Below are 20,122 nucleotides of genomic sequence, written 5' to 3' on the forward strand. Positions count from 1 at the left end.
ACCATTTTCAGCAAAAATTAATTTTTTGTTAATTATTATTGCTCAGCTGTAAAACAGACCCCAGTCATCTTCTGATGGATCAAAGACCGTGCTAGCCTCATTCCAATAGGAATATAGGGATTTAATGTCATGATCTATCGCTTTTTTAAAACCAAAGAAGTTTGTACAGAAACGCAACTGAACGAGTTATACGCCGCGCTCATTAAAAAATTTAACGACCGCTTTGCCGCTAACAACCTCGACTTGTTTTTCCCTCTTCTCACGTTACGTACAACCGCTTTTGATTACCACATCGACAATACGATTCCCCCCGCTGAAAAACAACTGTTTATTAATGCCAAATACGCCTTCCTCAAATGCCTGGACGATTGCCTGGCCGAATACGACAAGGTAAAAAAACGGGACGAATGGGTGGAAATTTTTGACCTGGTCAGCCAATACTACAATTCCCCCCATTACCTGCGGGTTGGGGGAAATCAGGGTGAACATACCATCAATGGCCTTGATCAGGCAGCAACAGGATTGATGATTTTAAGCGGCGTCATCCTTGCCTCAGGCCTGGTTGCATTTGCCTTTAATTTCCCCATCGCCCTGCTGTTGACCACTGTCGCATTGACCATCCTGGCACCCAGCCTGTTTTACAGCGTTGCCGAAACGCATCGCCATGAGGCTGTCGTCAACAAGCAGGAAGAAATCCTGTTTTTAGCCTTAAATGGGATCGTCAATCACCAGGAGCTGTCCGACGAAGAATTACATCCCTACGTTGAGAGCACTTTTTCTGTTTAAATAGGAATAATTTTCATTTCAATTTTGATGATGCATAAAACTTCGTTTTAAACTGTAAAGTTGATCGTTTTACGGCTATGATTGATGTTTTTAGCATGCAGGAGTGGTGTATGAAAGTGGGTCACGATAGTCTTTCTACTCGACGTGAATTACAGGTCGACGGCAAGACATATCATTATTACAGCTTACAAGAAGCCGAAAAAAATCATTTTAAAGGCATTAACCGTCTGCCTTATTCACTTAAAGTGCTGTTTGAAAACCTGTTGCGCTTTGAAGAAGGCCATACCGTTACAGTGGATGATATCAAGGCCCTTGCCGGTTGGCTTCATACACAGACCTCACAGCATGAAATCGCTTACCGTCCGGCCCGCGTACTGATGCAGGATTTTACCGGTGTTCCAGCGGTGGTTGATCTGGCCGCCATGCGCTCCGCACTGGAAAAAATGGGCGGCAGTGCCAATAAAATTTCACCCCTGTCCCCGGTGGATCTGGTTATTGACCACTCCATCATGGTTGACAAATTTGCGACGCCGGATTCCATGCGCATCAACACAGCGATTGAAATGGAACGTAACAAGGAGCGTTACGAGTTTTTACGCTGGGGCCAAAAAGCGTTTGCCAATTTCCAGGTGGTTCCGCCAGGTACCGGTATTTGCCATCAGGTCAATCTGGAATACCTGGGTAAAACCGTCTGGAGCAGCGAACACGACGGTCAGCATTATGCTTACCCGGACACCTTGGTAGGAACCGATTCCCACACGACCATGATTAACGGTCTCGGCGTTTTAGGCTGGGGAGTCGGCGGTATCGAAGCCGAAGCGGCCATGCTCGGACAACCCGTTTCCATGCTGATTCCTGAGGTCGTTGGTTTCCGTTTGACCGGCAAATTGCGTGAAGGCATTACCGCCACCGACTTGGTACTCACGGTTACCCAAATGCTGCGCAAAAAAGGCGTTGTCGGAAAATTCGTTGAATTTTTTGGCCCCGGTCTTGCCGACTTGCCTTTAGCCGATCGCGCCACCATTTCCAACATGGCTCCAGAATACGGCGCCACCTGTGGCTTCTTCCCGGTGGATAAAGAGACCCTGCGTTACCTCGAGTTGTCCGGTCGTGATGCCCACACCATTGCGCTGGTGGAAAAGTATTGCAAAGCACAGGGCATGTGGTATGAAGCGGGAAGCGAAGACCCCGTCTTTACCGACACCCTGGAACTGGATTTATCCAGCGTCGAGCCCTCGTTAGCCGGTCCCAAGCGCCCGCAGGACAAAGTGAATTTAACCACCTTAGCCGGCGAATTTAGTAAATTCCTGGTTGAAACCGGCAAGGATCATGAGAAAAATAAGCCTTTCCCTGTGAAAGGTGAAGAATATAACCTGCAACATGGTCATGTGGTGATTGCCGCCATCACCAGTTGCACCAACACCTCCAACCCGAGCGTACTGATGGCTGCAGGCCTTGTGGCGAAAAAAGCGGTTGAAAAAGGACTGTCGCGTAAACCCTGGGTTAAATCATCCTTGGCCCCCGGCTCCAAAGTCGTTACCGATTACCTGCACAAAGCCGGCCTCTCTCAATACCTGGATCAATTGGGCTTTAACCTGGTCGGTTATGGCTGCACCACCTGTATCGGCAACTCAGGCCCGTTACCGGACGCCATTGCAGCGTCAGTCACCGACAATGACGTAGTGGTTTGCTCTGTGCTCTCTGGAAACCGTAACTTTGAAGGCCGCGTGCACCCGCAGGTACGCGCTAACTGGCTGGCCTCGCCGCCGCTGGTTGTCGCTTATGCCTTAAGCGGTACCACCACCGGTGATTTAAGCAAAGACCCGATTGGTCAGGATAAAGCGGGCAATCCTGTTTACCTTAAAGACATTTGGCCAAGCAATGATGAAGTGGCCGCCGAAGTAGCCAAAGTAACCGGTGCCATGTTCCGCAAGGAATACGACGAAGTCTTTAAAGGGGATGAACACTGGCAGGCGATTAAGGTCAACAGCGGCATGACCTATGAATGGGATGCCGACTCGACCTATATCCAGCATCCGCCCTTCTTTGACAATTTAAGCCGTCATCCGCAGGCGATTGAACCGATTGAAGGGGCTTATGTTCTTGCTTTACTGGGTGACTCCATTACCACCGACCACATTTCACCGGCTGGCTCCATCAAAGCCAACTCCCCGGCAGGCCTCTATTTAAAATCCAAAGGGGTGCGGGAAGCGGATTTTAATTCCTACGGCTCACGCCGCGGTAATCATGAAGTCATGATGCGGGGAACGTTTGCCAATATCCGAATCCGTAATGAAATGATTCCAGGCATTGAGGGAGGGATGACGCGTCATATCCCCAGTGGTGAAGTCATGTCCATTTATGATGCAGCCATGCTTTATCAGGCCCAACATCAGCAATTGGTTATTGTGGCCGGTAAAGAATACGGCACGGGGTCTTCTCGTGACTGGGCCGCTAAAGGGACCAATCTTTTAGGCGTCAAGGCAGTAATCACGGAAAGTTTTGAACGTATTCACCGTTCAAACTTAATCGGTATGGGCATTCTGCCTCTGCAATTTGAAGAAGGCACCACCCGCAAAACCTTAAACCTTGATGGCACCGAACGATTCAGCATTGCTGTTGATGATTCGCTGAAGGCCGGCGCTAAATTGCCCGTCATCATTCGACGCCAGAACGGTGATGAGATGACTGTTCCCGTTCTTTGCCGTATTGATACCGCCAATGAGCTGGAGTATTACCGTCACGGCGGCATTTTGCAGTATGTTTTACGCAATATGATTTAATTTCCAGAATCCGGAGGCTGAGGCAGCATCGCTTCAATGCGGTGCAGATTGCCGCCCAGCCTCCGGGTTGAATTCCCCTCTGCTTCATCCATTGATTTTACTGCGCTTAACTGTTAAATTCCGCCGTTTGTATAAACCACGGGCTTTCGGTGCGCTGCGGGTGTGGCCATTGTCAGTCTCTGTGTCATCGTGCCAGAAGGAACATCATGAATCCTAATCATAAAGTGTTGTCGGTTTTTTCCCTGGTCATGATCAACGTGATTGCCGTAGACAGCCTGCGTACGCTGCCCATGAGCGCCAAACTGGGCCTGCCGCTGGTGTCCTATTATGTGGTGGCCGCCTTTGCTTTTTTTATCCCCGTTGCCCTGGTTGCCGCTGAACTGGCAACCGCCTATCCGAATACGGGAGGATTGTACGTCTGGGTTCGTGAAGCCTTTGGCAAACGCGCCGGATTTATCACCATCTGGCTGCAGTGGATTTACAATGTTGTCTGGTATCCCACCATTCTCGCGTTTATCGCAGCGACCCTGTCGTATTTGTTTGCCCCGCAACTGGCCAATAACAAATTCTATCTTCTAAGCAGTGCGCTTGGGCTATTCTGGCTGTTTACCCTGCTCAATTGCTTTGGCATGCGCTTATCCAGTATCGTCAGCACGGTGGGGGCAATCCTTGGCACCATTTTACCCATGCTCGGGATTATTATCCTTGGGGGATTATGGCTTTTGCAGGGAAGACCGACCTCCATTGAAGCCCCTTCCTCCTGGATTCCGGATTTCAGCTCCATAGGCAATTTATCCCTGTTTTCAGCCGTGTTGTTTGGCCTTATCGGTATGGAAATGTCGGCAGTTCATGCCGAAGAGGTACGTGATCCGCAACGCGATTACCCCCGGGCCATCCTTTATTCCACTCTGCTTATTTTTTCAACCTTAATGTTTGGTTCGCTGGCAATTGTCATCGTCGTTCCTAACGCCCAACTGAGCGTTGTCTCCGGTTTAGTCGATGCCTATGCCGTCTTTTTTAAAGCCTATGCGATGCCCTGGATGACTTATGTCATTGCCATTTTGATTATTCTTGGGGGGTTAAGCGGCGTCTCAGCCTGGATTATTGGTCCCACCAAAGGATTGCTGGTGTCAGCGCGGGATGGGTCGTTACCTGAATTTTTCTCGCGGGTAAACCGTCATGGTGCGCCCGTGAATATTCTGATTACCCAGGGAATTATCTTTTCGCTGTTGAGCAGCGTGTTTATTTTGCTTGATTCCATCAATGCAGCATACTGGATTTTAAGTGACTTGAGTGCGCAAATGGCGCTGCTGGTTTATGTGTTTATGTTTGCCGCCGCGATTAAGCTGCGCTACAGCCAACCTGACCGCCATCGCAGCTACACCATTCCCGGGGGCAATTGGGTCATGTGGCTGGTCGCCGGTACTGGCATGTTATGCTGTTTGTTAGCCATGGCCATCGGTTTTGTTCCGCCAACACAAATTCCTGTCGGTAATATTTCCTTCTTCGAAGCCTTCTTAGTCGGAGGGCTTTTCCTGTTCGTCGTTCTTCCCTGGATTTTTGCCAAACGGCATGATTAAGGGCAGCGGTTGGGCCTCAAAGACCCAACCATTCTTGAACTACAGTCCTTCTGGCAACGACATCAGACTGGCATTCCCCCCTGCGGCCGTGGTATCCACGGTGTAGGTCCGCTCGTGGCAAAGACGCAGCAGATAGTAAGGACCGCCAGCTTTAGGGCCTGTGCCGGACAAGCCTTCCCCGCCGAACGGTTGCAAACCAACAACCGCCCCAATCATGTTGCGGTTGACATAGCAGTTACCGGCATGAACACGTTGGCGAATGTATTCCACCGTTTGATTAATTCGGCTATGAATACCCAAGGTGAGACCGTAACCCGTGTTATTGATTTCATGAATAACCTGATCAAGCGCTTTACGCTTGTAACGGATGACATGCAGAATCGGCCCAAATACTTCTTTTTCAAGGGAAGCAATCGAATCAATGGCGATAGCCGTGGGGGGCATAAAATAACCCTCGCTGCATTCTTCAGGAAGACTGCATTGATAAATCAGTTCATGATTCTTCATCATGGCGTTGACATGGGATTTTAAAACCCCGAGGGCATCATTATCAATCACAGGGCCAATGTCCGTTGACAACCAGCGGGGATCACCAATTTGGAGTTCTTCCATAGCACCTTTCAGTAACTCAACCAGGCGTGGATAGACCTCGTCCTGAACATAAAGGACCCTGAGCGCCGAACAACGCTGACCTGCGCTGCCGAAAGCAGAAGTCACCGCATCCACAGCCACCTGCTCAAGCAGCGCGGATGAATCAACAATCATGGCATTCTGACCGCCGGTTTCGGCAATAAGCGGGATAATTTCACCGCCACGGGTCGCTAAGGTTTGATTAATACGATTGGCGGTTTGGGTAGAACCTGTAAACAAAACCGCTTTAATGCGTTTATCGGCGACTAACGGCGCGCCAACACTTTCCCCGGTGCCCGGCAGCAATTGCACGACAGGAGCAGGAATCCCCGCCTGATGCATTAACTGCACAGCAAGGGTGGCAATGATTGGGGTCTGTTCAGCCGGTTTGGCAATGACGCAATTGCCGGTGACTAACGCAGCAACCACCTGACCTGTGAAAATGGCCAGCGGGAAATTCCAGGGACTGATGCATAACACCGTTCCTCGTCCGTGGAGACTCAACTCATTGATCTCGCCGGTATACCCATGAAGGGAAAGGGGCTTGGCCATTAATTTGGTCGCCATGGCGGCATAATAACGGCAAAAATCAATAGCTTCCCGCACCTCGGCTACGCCGTCATTCCAGGTCTTACCTGCTTCAAGGCAAGCCATGGCTAACAGCGTCGCTCTGTTTTCCTCCAACAGATCCGCATAACGGGTAAGGCAGGCTGCACGCTCACTGACAGGTCTTGTGCTCCAGGCAGGAAATGCCGCTTCCGCCTGCGCTAATGCCCAATCAATGTCGTCGCGGGTTGCGTCGCTGACACGCCCGACTGGCCGCCCAGAATGTTGCGGCGACGTCACACTTCGATCAACCTGGCCGCCGTCACGCCCGGCAATTAATGGTTTAGCCTGCCAACGTGATAAATCCATTTGCGCATAGTGCTGTTTCAGCGCAGCCACAGCCTCTCTGTCGGAAAAATCAAACCCGGAGGAGTTTTTCCGCTCAGGCGCAAAAATGGCGGAAGGCAGCGGGATATTCTGATTGATTTTGCCGAGTAATTGATTGGCTTTGCTGACAGGATCCTCAACCAGTGTACTGATGGGCGCTTTTTCATCGACAATGCGGTTCACAAACGAGGAGTTAGCACCGTTCTCAAGCAGCCTTCTGACTAAATAAGGCAGTAGATCTTCGTGGCTGCCTACTGGCGCATAAATGCGACAAGGTATGCCAAGACGCTTCGCAGGGACAATCTGCTCATACAATTCATTGCCCATACCGTGCAGGCACTGAAATTCAAAATCGCGATAATTTCCGACAATATTCAGGATCATCGCGACTGAATAGGCATTATGCGTCGCAAATTGCGGATAGATGGCATCGGTCATGGTCAGCAATTTTTTAGCGCAGGCCTGGAAGGACACATCAGTAAAGACCTTGCGTGTAAACACAGGGTATCCGGATAGACCCTGCATCTGGGTTTTCTTGATTTCACTGTCCCAATAGGCTCCTTTAATCAGGCGTACCATCATGCGGCGTTGTTTACGGCGCGCTAATTCCGCGACCCAATCCAGCAAATAAAAGGCCCGTTTCTGATAAGACTGCACCGCCATACCAAACCCGTGCCAACCGTGCAGGCTATCATCACAAAACACCTGCTCAATCACATCCAGAGACAATTCGAGACGCTCAGATTCTTCCGCGTCAATGGTCATGGCAATATCATAACTTTTGGCGGCCTGGGCCAGGGCTAACAGTTTAGGCGGCAATTCATTCATGACGCGTTCGCGCTGTGATTCATTGTAGCGTGGATGCAGCGCAGACAGTTTAATCGAGATGCCCGGACGCTGATAAATCGTCATGTTTTTGTCTGCATGACGGCCGATGGTGTCAATCGCTTCTTTATAGGCTTGAAAATAACGCGCGGCATCCACGCGGGTTAATGCGGCTTCACCCAACATATCGTAAGAATAACGGTAGCCGATGCTTTCCTTTTTACGTGCTCGTGACAGCGCCTCGCTGATGGTGCGCCCCATCACGAACTGCTTGCTCATAATGCGCATGGCCTTGTCCACGGCTTTGCGCACCACGCCTTCGCCGCTGCGGTTTATTAAACGAAGAATGGCTTTACTGAGGGTCGATTCGGCCGATTCGGGCGTTAATACCTTACCCGTCAGCATCAAAGCCCAGGTGGTGGCATTGACAAAAAAAGAGTCGCTTTGCCCGCGATGGGCCTTCCAGTCCGCCGCTGTCAATTTATCTTTAATCAAGCTGTCAATGGTGGCATTGTCCGGAACCCGTAAAAGGGCTTCTGCCAGACACATCAGCGCAATGCCTTCATCACTGGATAAAGAATATTCTGTCAAAAATGAATCAATACCCGTACTCTTTTTACGTTCATACCGCACTTGCTCCACCAGTTGAGTAGCCTGGTTACGAATAGCCATGATCTGCTCATCGCTCAAAGCCGCGCTGGGAATCAGCTCATTCATCAAGGTGAGTTCATCAATGCGATAGGCTTTATTGATCTGTGCCCGGGTTCCCTGAGGTGGTTGTGATGAATAGCGTTCAAGCATGTTATGCCTCCGAATAAAGCCATTAATAAGCTGGGAATGATAATGCAGAATGTTTGCCTTGGGAACGGATTCTTGCAACTCCAACATCAGCGATACAGGTAAAAAATAGGACAATAATCCTGGCCGACAAGGCCTGTTAGCGCGTCAATTTTGATCTAATTATGGCAAAAAAGATCTAATTTTATACAAAAAAAGACCCTTTCGCGGCTTGTTTTTGGTCGTATATTATACAAATTAGATCTATTTAAAACAAATTAAAGCCTGAGCGCAACGACAACCCTTTGAATTGATGCGATTTTTTCCTAAATGGTAAATATTAGTCCTAAAAATTTTACATTTACCCGGGTTGTCAATATAATCAGCCGTCCTTTGACAACCTTGATTCGAAATTCTAATTAGAAAAAAGGAGCATTATGAGTATTCTTAGTTTTTTGTCTGCCGCCCTGTTTTCCGGCAGCGCTCACGTTGCCGCACCGGCAACTAAAGTGAATGTGGACACCAACATTCAGTTGCAACACTTAAGCCGTAAAGCGCCGCAGCTTAACAAAAAAGTATTAAAAATGGCATTAAGCGCTTATAAAAAAGCATCCGCCAAAGGCGCTGTTAAAAAACCGGTCCTGACAGTCATCGACTATTCTCTGCCTTCTTACAAGCAAAGAATGTGGATATTCGATTTACGCAAAGAGCGTCTATTATACAACACCTATGTGGCTCACGGTAAGAACTCCGGCATGGATGTTCCCCACCATTTCTCTAACCGTCCATCCAGCAAGGAAACCAGTCTGGGGACTTATGTGACTCGCGACACCTATTACGGTTCGAAAGGACTGTCTTTGAATCTTCAGGGGCTTGAAAGAGGATTTAACGACAATGCTTACAGCCGCCGCGTCGTTATTCATGGAGCCTGGTACGTTGAGCCGGATTTCATTAAACGCGCCGGACGTGCAGGACGCAGCTGGGGATGCCCATCCATTGCCAAAACGCTGGCGAGACCAGTGATTAACACCATCAAAGGCGGTTCAGTGGTGTTTGCTTACTACCCGGATCATTACTACCTGTCTCATTCAGGGTATGTCATGGCCTAAAACAATAAAGCCAGGGCACTGTGCCCTGGCTTTTCGCAGTCTTCCAATTCAGAACATCATGTTCTGAAAAACGGTCCGTGTTTATTATTTCCTTATAATTACAAATCCTTTTGTGGCGACTTCTATCCTTGAAGTCTTAATTGAAATGTAGCAAGTGCCCTTTCTCCACGCAAGCCGGTCTACAGAAGAACGCTCACGTTTTTTTATCCGCATAATAAAAAATTGATATTGTTATTCAATAAGTTAATAAAAATTAACTCGCTTTCTCAGGCGCAATTGACCGTTATCCGCAGGGAGATTGAGATATTTCTTACACAAAACTAAGACGACAAGACGATGAGAACTCACACTTCGGTCACTTCAAGCCGTTTGTTATTGCCGCAGGCAGCGGCAACGATTTGTCTTTCAACTGAAAATCACCTGGCAAACTCTCGCATTTCCATTTGCCAAAGGCTAAAATGATGCGATAGTTTAATACTCACTTCGCAAGCCTTAACAGAGCAGGATCATGAATCAACAAGTCGAAAGCGCTAAAAAAGAAAAACTGGTTATTATTGACTGGCTGATAGAGCATTTTCCTAATGCTTTTTTTAAAAAGGCCAATCAGGTTAAACCCTTACAAATTGGTATTTTTGATGAAATCGTCGATTTTTATGATCGACTGGACTCTCCGCCTTTCAGTAAAAAATCCTTACGGGAAGCCCTAAGCTATTACAGTTCCTCACCGGCCTATCTCAATTGTCAAAAACCTCAGACCGCAAGAATCGATTTGTACGGCAATGAAGTGGATGTCGTGACGGAGGATCAGGCCAAGTATGCCCATCAACGTTACCAGCAACGCTATGCTGAGAAAAAGAATCAGGGCTTGAAGCAGGATAATAAATAATTCACATCAACCGAATCCTTAAGGCCCGAACTGCGGGCAAAAGGATGGTAATCAATGCCTTTTAATCCCTTGATCTCCAATCCGGCATGCCTTGCCATTGCGGCCAGTTCACTGGGCTTGATGAATTTATCGTAGTCATGGGTTTGTCTTGGCAATAATCCTAACAGATACTCCGCAGCCACTATCGCTGCAACATACGCTTTTAACGTGCGGTTTATTGTCGACAAAAAAAGAAAGCCGCCTGGTTTCAGCAATCTCGCACAATGACGGATAACTTCTTCAGGGTGTTTCACATGCTCAAGCATTTCCATGCAGGTTATCACGTCAAACAAATCGTCATCGTACTCCTCAATCGCGCTTGAAACATAGTGCACGGTTAACTGGCTCTGTTCTGCATGCCGGCGCGCTGTGGCAATACTGTCTTCTTCGGCATCCAGCCCGGTCACCTGAGCCCCCAGAAGGGCCATAGCCTCACTAAGAATGCCCCCGCCACATCCCACGTCCAGAACACGCAAACCACTGAGATTTACATACTGCTCAATAAAGGCTAAACGGGCAGGATTGATGTCGTGCAGGGTTTTAAGCGGCCCATCCTTATCCCACCACTGCTCGGCAAGACTGGCAAATTTGGCAATTTCCTGTTGGTCAACTGTGTCTTTCATGGCAACTCAATAAGTCCAATGGTTTAAAAAAGGCTAAAACATCCGGGTTGTTAATAAAACTGAGATTATAGGGGTGTTCTGCAACAAGGCAAGAAAAGCGCTCGGCATTTTTCACCTGAGCCGCAATCTTGCCGAATAACACCAGTTGAATATGCGGATGCGATTGGGCCAACTGGTTAAACAGACTGTTCATAAAGGGCTGCCATTGTTTCGAATGATAGGGAACCTGATTGTCGCGGTAAACCAGCGAGGCATTCAATAACAGGAACCCTCGTTCCATCATGCCATTAAATAACGCCTGCGCTGTCTGGATGTATTGACTCTTATCAAGACGGGCAATGGCGGTTTGCGAACAATCCTCCTGCAAATCACCTCTGGCCACCAGAAGCATTTTTATCAGATTACGCAAAGAGGTAGCGCGGTTAACTTCAAGGCTTAATCCCCTGTCGCTGAAGAGGGGGCCAACGGCATTATCCCAGAAAGCATAACCATTGGCCGATTGCGGACGCGGATAAGGCGATTCCCCTAACAGAAGAAATTTCATGCACTCCGGTGGACGGTTAAATGCAGCAAACAGTTTTTCATTGCCCGGCAACCAATCGGCCTCCTGCTGCAATTGCCGGAGGTAATCCGGGTTCATGCAATCAAGTGCTCTGTCCAGGGTGTCATGCCATTTTAAGTGGGTTTTTTCGATTAAGTCACGCATGGCCCTGTTACCTTATTCCTTAAAGTCAGGGATTATACTCCTAAAAACCATGCCATTGACAGCTGCATTCACTTGAACACTAATAAATCAAAGTGCCCACCAAGTATTCCAAATGGCATTCATTCATAGTATAATAGGCTAGATTTCAAATGGTTTATTAACACATGCCCATAGGAAAAACAGCTTCCAGTACACCCATCAGCAGCGACATGCTGCATAATGAGAATTGTTTTGCCTATTTGCAGATTATTTACAGCAAGATCCCTGCATCCCTGCTTAATAAATTCAAACCCGATTTAGCCAAACGGCTGAGCCTGCTCTCCGGCGCCTACAATAAAACCATTGCCTATGGCATCCTTTACAAGGACTTCCTGGAGTACATTGAAAATCATTTAAACAAATTGATAATCGACCCCCTGAATACCCTTTACCGTGAAGAAATAAAGGTTAGAAAAAAGCAGGGAGAAAGCAATCCGCCATCCTCCCAGTCCAGTCACGGCATGATGCTTGAAGCCTTTGAAAAAAGCCATGAGGCGCTAAAAAAGCAAATCCATGACATGGAACAATTTATTCTTTGCATTTATTCGAATGACAGCCACCTTCTGCCGAAAACCTATCAACACATTGAACATACCATTTCGACGCACCGCCCTTCTGACTCTAAAAAGCTTGAGAAAAAAATATCCTCTCAATTACAAGACAGAGGCCCAATCATCAACCCGGGCCTGACGCCCGCCACGATGGGTTCGCTGAAGGGTCGTTTTACTGCCACCTACGGCAGCAATTTTAAGCCACAACACACCACCAGCCTAGCCACCATTCGCCATTTTGATTTCAAGGGACCTAATGATCCCATTGAATACCGCTTTGGTACCCAGGGCCAACGGCATAATGAAATCGCCCGGGTGAGTCCGTTATTTGAAGTCTGGCTAGACGTTCAGCGGGTTCGATGCCTGCGTGCAGGAAAACCGCTAGTCATATCGCACATCTATTTTAATCTGTTGGGTCTGCATCGGGATGACAATGAAGGGATTAAAGAAGTCGACTTAACCTGTGTCCTGCACGGACTGGAAGAGAGACATCCCAATATTGCAGTCATTACGCTTCCTGCGGACAAGGGAATTATGGCTGCCGACCAATATCGCTACACCGAGGGCGAATACCCTCTCCTGGGTGTGTTTGAAGAGTTTGTCAATATCGCTTGTGAGAACAATAAAGCCCAGTCAGCCATTCAGGATTTCCATATCAGCGACAAAATAAGGCGGTTGGTTTTCACGCAGGACGGGGTTTACAGTAAGAAAACTGAGGAATCCATCATCAGGAATCTTCTTAAAGAGAGTTTCAGACAACTTAAAATTACTACATTAAGCATTTCCCCGGCTGAATGCCAGGCTGTCTGGTTTCATTTTAATAAATCAGTCTTACCTGAGTATCTCATTACCCAACTGAAACCCCGGGGAATTAACTTTACCTGCAAAGACGCCATTGACAGAGGCGGTGTCGCTTCCGCTTACTATAACCTTATCAAATCATTTAAAACGGACTCACCAATGTCCCGCGAAAAATTCGAAGAAAATCTGCATGCCGCGGCAGCCATGGTGAAAGGACGAGGACTGAATCATCAATTAAATCTCATCTGGAACACCATTGATGCGTATGTGAATGCCAATTATCAGGATATCGTTTTAAACCCGCGCAAATACTGGCTCATTCAATGGCGGGATCTGAATTGCCCGCATGAACGGGTCAGCGGCTTGCTGGCGAGACGCATTCAAGAAAGCATCGATGAATTAAAAGCACTTAAACAACAACCGGAAAAATTGTTCATTGGCTTCAACAAACCTGAGGAAATTCTGGACAAAGGTATTGCCATCCTTGACAACATTAAAATTCAGGCCAACATAGGGTTCAGCGGCCAGCGCCTGCTGCTGGAAACAACCAGTGACACGCTGAGCCTCATCAAGTCGCCTTCAGCAGACAGAATACACCGCTATAAAACATTGGCGAACGACTTAACCGTGAATTACCCCAGACTGTATATTCTGGCGGGATTGTTAAAATCATTCATCGGCAGTCTGCTGTTTGTCCTCACCTTAGGGTATGCGGATCATACCATGGCATCCGGCTGGGCAACCTTCCGCACTGGACTCAATGCTTTAAACCGAGATTCCCAAACGCAGGTCATGAACGATCTGACTAACGATATGTCACAGACTGTATTATTAAGAGAAGAGCTCAAACAGCTGGCAGAAAACTCAGAAGTTCAAGCCGAAGTGGATCATCACAGCAGCAGCACCCTCATTATTGAATCCTGATTAGCCCTCCTGAAACGCCCCTATCCCCGCCCGGTTGCTAAGACCTATAATTTAAGCTAATGTCATATCTTTGTAGCGGGACTTACATTATGAATAAAGCACTCGAGGAATTGGTTTACTCATTACAGGGCAGTAATTTAACCATGCTTGAGCAGCTGCACCACTTTTGCGAAATCAATTCAGGAACCACTAATCTTGATGGTCTGCAACGCATGCATGAGGTTTTAAATCAGGCCTTTGCACCGCTGGCTGATCAGATTGACTCGCTGACTTTGCCGTCGGTTACCAGCATCAATATGAATGGTGATACGGTGACGGAACACTGTGGAAAGGCCCTGTTCATCCGTAAACGGCCGTCCATGAAACGGCGCATCCTGCTGACAGGCCACATGGATACGGTTTATGGTGCTAATCACCCTTTTCAGAAATTAAATTACATTGACTCCAACCGTATCTGCGGGCCGGGTGTTGCAGACATGAAAGGCGGCTTGATTGTCATGCTGCATGCTTTGGCTGCTTTTGAAAAAAGTAACGTGTCTGAAACCCTGGGCTGGGATGTGCTCATCAACAGCGACGAAGAAGTGGGGTCGCCGGCATCAAGCGCCGTTTTTGAGCGTATTGCCGGTAATTACCAGGCAGGATTAATTTATGAACCAGCGATGACGCCCCAGGGCACGCTGGCAAAAAATCGGCGTGGGAGCGGTAAATTGACCGTGATTGCCACAGGCCGGGAGGCCCATGTCGGTCGAGCCTTTAACGAGGGCCGCAATGCCATTGCCTACCTTGCCGAAGCAGTCCTTGCCATCCATCAGCTCAATGGCCAACGAGACGGTGTAACCATTAACGTCGGTAAAATTGCCGGTGGTGAAGCTTTGAATGTAGTGCCTGCCAAAGCGGTGGCGAAGCTCGATGTCCGTATTGCACGTCCTGAAGATGAGTTTTGGGTAAAAGAACAACTTAACCAGATTCTTAGGCAGCAGCAACAAGCAGATTACACGTTGAACATCCAGGGGCATTTTGGCCGTCCGGTGAAACGGGTCTGCAGAGGCACCGAGCGTCTGTTTCAACGCATTCAGCAGGTCGGCATGCGCCTCGGTCTCACAATTGACTGGCAGGACAGCGGCGGTTGCTGCGATGGCAATAACCTGGCTGAACATGGCTTACCGGTTATTGATACGTTGGGTGTAAGAGGCGGCCACATCCACAGTCCGGAAGAATACATCATTCTGGATAGCTTACCGGAACGAGCCGCCTTAAGCGCCCTTTTACTGTATGATCTGGCCTCAGGGGGGCTTGAGGAGTTGGCCTCATGATGTTGTTTCGCAGCGCAAATTCAGGCGATCTTGACGCCATCTACTCGCTCGCCAAATTGAGCGGCATCGGCATGACAACCCTGCCGAAAGACAAAGAACTGCTACAAAAGCGGCTGCAATGGTCATGTGATTCCTTCAAAAGGGTCATTCAGCATCCTCACGATGAATATTACTTTTTTGTGCTTGAACACCCGGCCACGGGCGAAGTCGTGGGTACCTCTGCCATTGAGGCTTCCACTGGACATGAATTACCCTTTTATTCATACAAAGTATCGAAGCGGACACGGATTTGCCATTCACTCAATATCCGCAGCGATTACGAAGTTTTAAGTCTGGTCAATGATAACCAGGGAAAAAGTGAAATATGCACGCTGTTTTTGCAGCCGGAGCATCGCAAAAACCATAATGGCCTTCTGCTTTCCCGGGCGCGTTTTTTATTTATTGCAGAGCACCCGGAGCGCTTCGCACCGACCATTATTGCCGAAATGCGAGGGATTTCAGATGACCTCGGTCATTCTCCCTTCTGGGACAACGTCGGCAGGCATTTTTTTCACATGCCCTTTCCTGATGCGGATCGCCTGACCATTTCAACCAATAAGCAATTCATTGCTGATTTGATGCCGCGAAATCCCATCTACATTAAACTGCTGTCGCCTGCCGCGCAAGCTGCCATTGGTCAGCCGCACCAATCGACTGTACCCGCCATGAATATCCTCTTGCGCGAAGGATTCCGCTATAATTCCTATGTGGATATTTTTGATGCCGGACCAACCATTGAAGCGCCAATCAATCAGATTCGTACGGTTGCCGTCAGCCGCGTCATGACCATTAAGAATTTAAGCGATGAGGTCAGCAGCAGTCATTATCTGCTTTCCAATACAAAACTTGATTTTCGCGCGACGATCAGTCAGATGATTTTTAACGAAGCAAACAATACCTGCATTCTAAGCAAGCCCACGGCTGAATTACTAAAAGTCCGTCACGGTGACACGATTCGTGCAGCCCCGCTGATTGAAGCCGTACCCTTTTAAAAGGAAAACGATGAACAGACAACAACACTCTGGCAAACATTACATTGCCGGCCACTGGCATGAAGGCTCCGGTATGGCCTTTGTTTCTAAAAACCCGGCCACCAATGAAATCCTGTGGAAAGGCAAGGCCGCCTCTTCCGCAGAAATCAATCAGGCCGCTGAGGCGGCTCATGCGGCATTCGCCTCGTGGAGCACACGTCCGGTTGAAGAACGCATCATTTACCTCAAGGAGTTTGCCAACGAAGTAGGAAAACGGGGTGATGAACTGGCAAAAATCATCGCCATGGACAATGGCAAACCGTTGTGGGAAGCATTGACCGAAGTCACGGCAGTCATTGGCAAAATCAACCTCTCCATTCAGGCGCATCAGGAGCGAAACGCCGAAAAAATTACCTCTGCCAGCGACAGCAAATCCTGCCTGCGTTATAAACCTCATGGCGTCGTAGCCGTGCTTGGACCTTTTAATTTTCCAGCGCATCTTAGCAATGGCCATATTGTTCCGGCCCTTCTGGCAGGCAATACTGTCATTTTAAAACCCAGTGAGTTGACCCCGCTGGTCGCTGAAGTAATCATGGAGTGCTGGCATGCCACAGGCATTCCTGCCGGGGTCATTAACTGCGTCCAGGGTGATGCGGCAACGGGAAAAGCGCTACTGGATACGGATATCCAGGGGGTTTATTTCACTGGAAGTTATCCAACTGGTAAACGAATCAATCAGCATTTTGCCGAACGCCCTGAAGTGATCATCGCCCTTGAGATGGGCGGTAATAATCCGCTAATCATTGATGAGGTAGAAGATGTGGATGCGGCGGTTTATCAGACGCTGCTTTCATCGTTTATAACCTCTGGCCAACGTTGCACCTGCGCACGACGGCTCATCATTGCTCAAAATGCAGTGGGTGACCGCTTTCTTGCCAAACTTTTAGCCGCCGCTCAACGTCTCCGTGTGGGTGCCTGGACAGAACAGCCTGAGCCTTTTATGGGACCGGTAATCAGTTATGACCATGCTTTGCATCATTTGCAGGCCCAGAAGAAGCTGCTTCAGTCAGGAGGTAATGCCTTATTGCCCATGACCCTGCTTAAAGATGAAAGTGGATTATTATCACCAGGGCTTATCGAGATGACTCGCGTTAGCCATCCAGAAGACATTGAGATTTTTGCGCCCCTGGCGCAGGTTTACCGCTATCATGATTTTGATGAGGCCCTGTATCTCGCCAATCAAACCCGTTATGGGCTGGCTGCGGGGTTGCTCAGCGATAACGCCGCACATTATCAGCAATTTTATCAACACGTTCGCGCCGGTTTAATTAACTGGAATAAGCCTACCACCGGGGCAGCCAGCAACCTGCCTTTCGGCGGCATTGGCTTAAGCGGCAATCATCGTCCCAGCGCCTATTTTGCCGCCGATTACTGCAGTTACCCCATTGCGAGTCAAGAGCAGGAGAAACTGCAACCGCCAGCGCAATTATTGCCCGGTATTGATTTGACATTGGGTTATTAAGGAAATCAGAGTGGATGTTTTCGAATTAAATCTTGACGGGTTGGTCGGCCCAACCCATCATTACGCAGGGCTCGCTGAGGGCAACATTGCCTCCATGGCTAATGCTCAAACGGCAGCCAATCCGCAGGCTGCGGCTCTGCAGGGTCTCAAGAAAATGCGATTTCTTCACCAGTTAGGTCTCAAGCAGGCCCTGTTGCCACCGCATCAACGGCCCAATCTGCATTTATTGCACCAATTGGGTTTTCGGGGTAACCCCACTCAACAAATCAGCAAGGCCTATAAAGAAGCGCCGCAACTCCTGAGCGCCGCCTTCTCAGCCTCAAGCATGTGGGCGGCCAATGCTGCGACGGTATCCTCGAGCCTTGACACAGACGACAATAAAGTTCATTTTACTGCTGCCAATTTAATCAGTAACTTACACCGCCATCAGGAAGCGCCCTTTTCAAGCCTGCTGCTTAAGCGGCTTTTTCATCACGAGGCTTATTTTAGACATCATCCGCCCTTGCCGCCAAGCCTGATTACCAGCGATGAGGGCGCGGCCAACCATAACCGGCTTTGTAAACGACACAATACGGCAGCCATTAACCTGTTTGTTTATGGCAAACAGGCTATGGGAAAGCCATTAAGCGCGCCCACCCATTACCCCGCGCGTCAGACGCTTGAGGCCTCTCATGCGATTGCCCGCTCCCATCAACTGGATCCAGCCAAAGTCGTGTACGCTCGTCAAAACCCTGAGGCTATTGATCAGGGGGTTTTTCACAATGATGTCATCAGTGTAGCCAATGAATCGGTCTTTCTCGTGCATGAAGAGGCGTTCACCGAACAGGCGCAGGTTTATGACGAGCTTCGACGCAAGGCGGATTTTGAGATGCAAATCATCGAATTCAAACGCGATGAGGTTACCCTTGAAGACGCCGTGAGTTCTTACCTGTTCAATTCGCAACTGCTCACCCTGCCCGACAAGTCCATGGCCATTGTCGCGCCTAAGGAATGTGAAAACAATGAACGGGTCAGGAACGCACTCGAACAAAGGGTTAATGATCCCTTAAACCCTATTCGCCATCTTCATTTTCTTGATGTGAAACAAAGCATGCGAAATGGCGGCGGACCCGCTTGCCTGCGCTTGCGCGCACCCTTGACAGACAGGGAATTGGCAGCCATGCATCAGGGGGTTGTTATCACTGAACCGCTTTTAGCCACCCTGCAGCAATGGGTGATGAAGCATTACCGTACCTGCCTTCAAACAAGTGATTTGGTGGATCCGCAATTCCTCAATGAATGCTTAACCGCACTGGATGAATTAACGCAGATTTTGCAATTAGGAAGCCTTTATCCTTTTCAATGCGAGTCGTTCCCATCATGATTTGGAAAACGTTTGCCGGCCGTTGCATTTATCAAAGCCAGACCGGCACCCGCGTTTATGAGAACATGATCTTTAGATGGCTGAAATTTGAAAGCAAAGCCATCCAAACCCTGATTAACAAACATTACCCGGAAAGCCCTGCCCTGCATTACATCAAGCCCTTACTGTTCATGGCGAAGCAGTTTCCCGATCATTGCTGCATAATGGGGCTTGGCGGCGCCGGAGCGGCCCACGCTCTCTCTCCTTTTTTGAGTTCATTTAAAATCACTGCGGTGGAAATCAGCCAGGAAATTGTGGATGTGGCCTCACGATACTTTATGCTGTCAACGATTCCCAATCTCGAAGTCATTCATCAGGATGCGTTTTACTTTATTGAGCACACGCAAAGAGTGTTTCGTCATATTATTGTGGATTTATTTAATGCCAGTCATTTTCCACCGCATTGCAACAATGAGACCTTTTTTGCTTTATGCAAAAGCCGCTTAAGCAAGGATGGCATACTCGCAGTCAATTTGGCGAACCGCCAGGAGCAAAGACCCATTTTTGAAATGATGCACCGGCAATTCGGGTACAACATGGTCTCCATACCGGTTGAGGGCTGCGCCAATCTGGTTATTTTAGCCAGCAATTCGGAGAATAATCAGTTCCTTAAACAGTATTTCACAACCCATAAACAGGTTAAACGAATGGCCTGGGATGCAACATGGGGACATTTGGCCGCCATTAAGCAGTGGTGGTGATCTCCACACGTAAAGGTCATCCTATGCCTCCCGCCTTCGCGGGCAGGACAGAGGGTGGTTTGTCTTGCCCGCGAAGGCGGGCATCCAGGGAAGGGGCACAGGCCTCAATAACAGCCATCGCCTGCTTAGTACCAAGCCTCCCCATCCGGGCTTCGAATGGTTGCCCGCCTCCGCGGGCAGGA

Annotated in this window: 14 protein-coding genes; 11 read left to right on the top strand and 3 right to left on the bottom strand. The window is 48.7% G+C overall.

Annotated elements, in window-relative coordinates:
- Positions 1-129 precede the first annotated feature (129 nt).
- From Lrub_RS00525 to Lrub_RS00535, 3 genes are all read left to right on the top strand, one after another.
- Complete coding sequence (locus tag Lrub_RS00525; protein WP_058530242.1) at positions 130-786, top strand: hypothetical protein; 657 nt, start codon at positions 130-132, stop codon at positions 784-786.
- A gap of 110 nt (positions 787-896) precedes the next feature.
- Positions 897-3,569, top strand: a complete 2,673-nt coding sequence (gene acnA, locus Lrub_RS00530) for an aconitate hydratase AcnA (RefSeq protein WP_058530243.1) — start codon at positions 897-899, stop codon at positions 3,567-3,569.
- A gap of 206 nt (positions 3,570-3,775) precedes the next feature.
- On the top strand, positions 3,776-5,149 hold the full coding sequence (locus Lrub_RS00535) for an APC family permease (RefSeq protein ID WP_058530244.1): 1,374 nt from the start codon (positions 3,776-3,778) through the stop codon (positions 5,147-5,149).
- Positions 5,150-5,188: 39 nt separating this feature from the next.
- Here the strand turns inward: Lrub_RS00535 and putA are convergent, their stop codons facing one another.
- The gene (gene putA, locus Lrub_RS00540; RefSeq protein WP_058530262.1) at positions 5,189-8,338 is read right to left on the bottom strand and encodes a bifunctional proline dehydrogenase/L-glutamate gamma-semialdehyde dehydrogenase PutA; all 3,150 of its coding nucleotides are present in this window, start codon (positions 8,336-8,338) and stop codon (positions 5,189-5,191) included.
- Between the two features lie 410 nt (positions 8,339-8,748).
- Between putA and Lrub_RS00545 the strand changes: the two genes are divergently transcribed.
- Positions 8,749-9,423, top strand: a complete 675-nt coding sequence (locus tag Lrub_RS00545; RefSeq protein WP_058530245.1) for a murein L,D-transpeptidase catalytic domain family protein — start codon at positions 8,749-8,751, stop codon at positions 9,421-9,423.
- A gap of 508 nt (positions 9,424-9,931) precedes the next feature.
- Positions 9,932-10,309 carry a ProQ/FINO family protein gene (locus Lrub_RS00550; RefSeq protein WP_058530246.1) on the top strand — a complete coding sequence of 126 codons (378 nt, stop codon included), beginning with the start codon at positions 9,932-9,934 and terminating at the stop codon, positions 10,307-10,309.
- Here the strand turns inward: Lrub_RS00550 and ubiG are convergent.
- Together ubiG and Lrub_RS00560 are read right to left on the bottom strand one after the other, a co-directional pair.
- On the bottom strand, positions 10,282-10,971 hold the full coding sequence (gene ubiG / locus Lrub_RS00555) for a bifunctional 2-polyprenyl-6-hydroxyphenol methylase/3-demethylubiquinol 3-O-methyltransferase UbiG (RefSeq protein WP_058530247.1): 690 nt from the start codon (positions 10,969-10,971) through the stop codon (positions 10,282-10,284). The two genes, Lrub_RS00550 and ubiG, sit on opposite strands and share 28 nt — an antisense overlap.
- The gene (locus Lrub_RS00560) at positions 10,955-11,677 is read right to left on the bottom strand and encodes a uracil-DNA glycosylase family protein (RefSeq protein ID WP_058530248.1); all 723 of its coding nucleotides are present in this window, start codon (positions 11,675-11,677) and stop codon (positions 10,955-10,957) included. The genes ubiG and Lrub_RS00560 overlap by 17 nt, the downstream gene beginning before the upstream one ends.
- Positions 11,678-11,841: 164 nt before the next feature.
- Here Lrub_RS00560 and Lrub_RS00565 point away from each other — a divergent pair, with 164 nt between their 5' ends.
- From Lrub_RS00565 to Lrub_RS00590, 6 genes are all read left to right on the top strand, one after another.
- Positions 11,842-13,992, top strand: a complete 2,151-nt coding sequence (locus Lrub_RS00565; protein WP_058530249.1) for a hypothetical protein — start codon at positions 11,842-11,844, stop codon at positions 13,990-13,992.
- Positions 13,993-14,081: 89 nt separating this feature from the next.
- Positions 14,082-15,305, top strand: a complete 1,224-nt coding sequence (locus Lrub_RS00570) for a hydrolase (protein ID WP_082651391.1) — start codon at positions 14,082-14,084, stop codon at positions 15,303-15,305.
- Positions 15,302-16,336: an arginine N-succinyltransferase gene (locus Lrub_RS00575; protein WP_058530250.1), complete on the top strand. Its 1,035-nt coding sequence runs from the start codon at positions 15,302-15,304 to the stop codon at positions 16,334-16,336. The genes Lrub_RS00570 and Lrub_RS00575 overlap by 4 nt, the downstream gene beginning before the upstream one ends.
- 10 nt (positions 16,337-16,346) lie before the next feature.
- The gene (astD, locus tag Lrub_RS00580; protein WP_058530251.1) at positions 16,347-17,837 is read left to right on the top strand and encodes a succinylglutamate-semialdehyde dehydrogenase; all 1,491 of its coding nucleotides are present in this window, start codon (positions 16,347-16,349) and stop codon (positions 17,835-17,837) included.
- Positions 17,838-17,847: 10 nt separating this feature from the next.
- On the top strand, positions 17,848-19,200 hold the full coding sequence (gene astB, locus Lrub_RS00585) for an N-succinylarginine dihydrolase (RefSeq protein WP_058530252.1): 1,353 nt from the start codon (positions 17,848-17,850) through the stop codon (positions 19,198-19,200).
- Positions 19,197-19,940, top strand: coding sequence for a spermidine synthase (locus Lrub_RS00590; RefSeq protein ID WP_058530253.1), 744 nt, complete (start codon positions 19,197-19,199; stop codon positions 19,938-19,940). The genes astB and Lrub_RS00590 overlap by 4 nt, the downstream gene beginning before the upstream one ends.
- The last annotated feature ends 182 nt before the right edge of the window (positions 19,941-20,122 follow it).

It is taken from the genome of Legionella rubrilucens (assembly GCF_001468125.1).
Lineage (GTDB): Bacteria > Pseudomonadota > Gammaproteobacteria > Legionellales > Legionellaceae > Legionella_C > Legionella_C rubrilucens.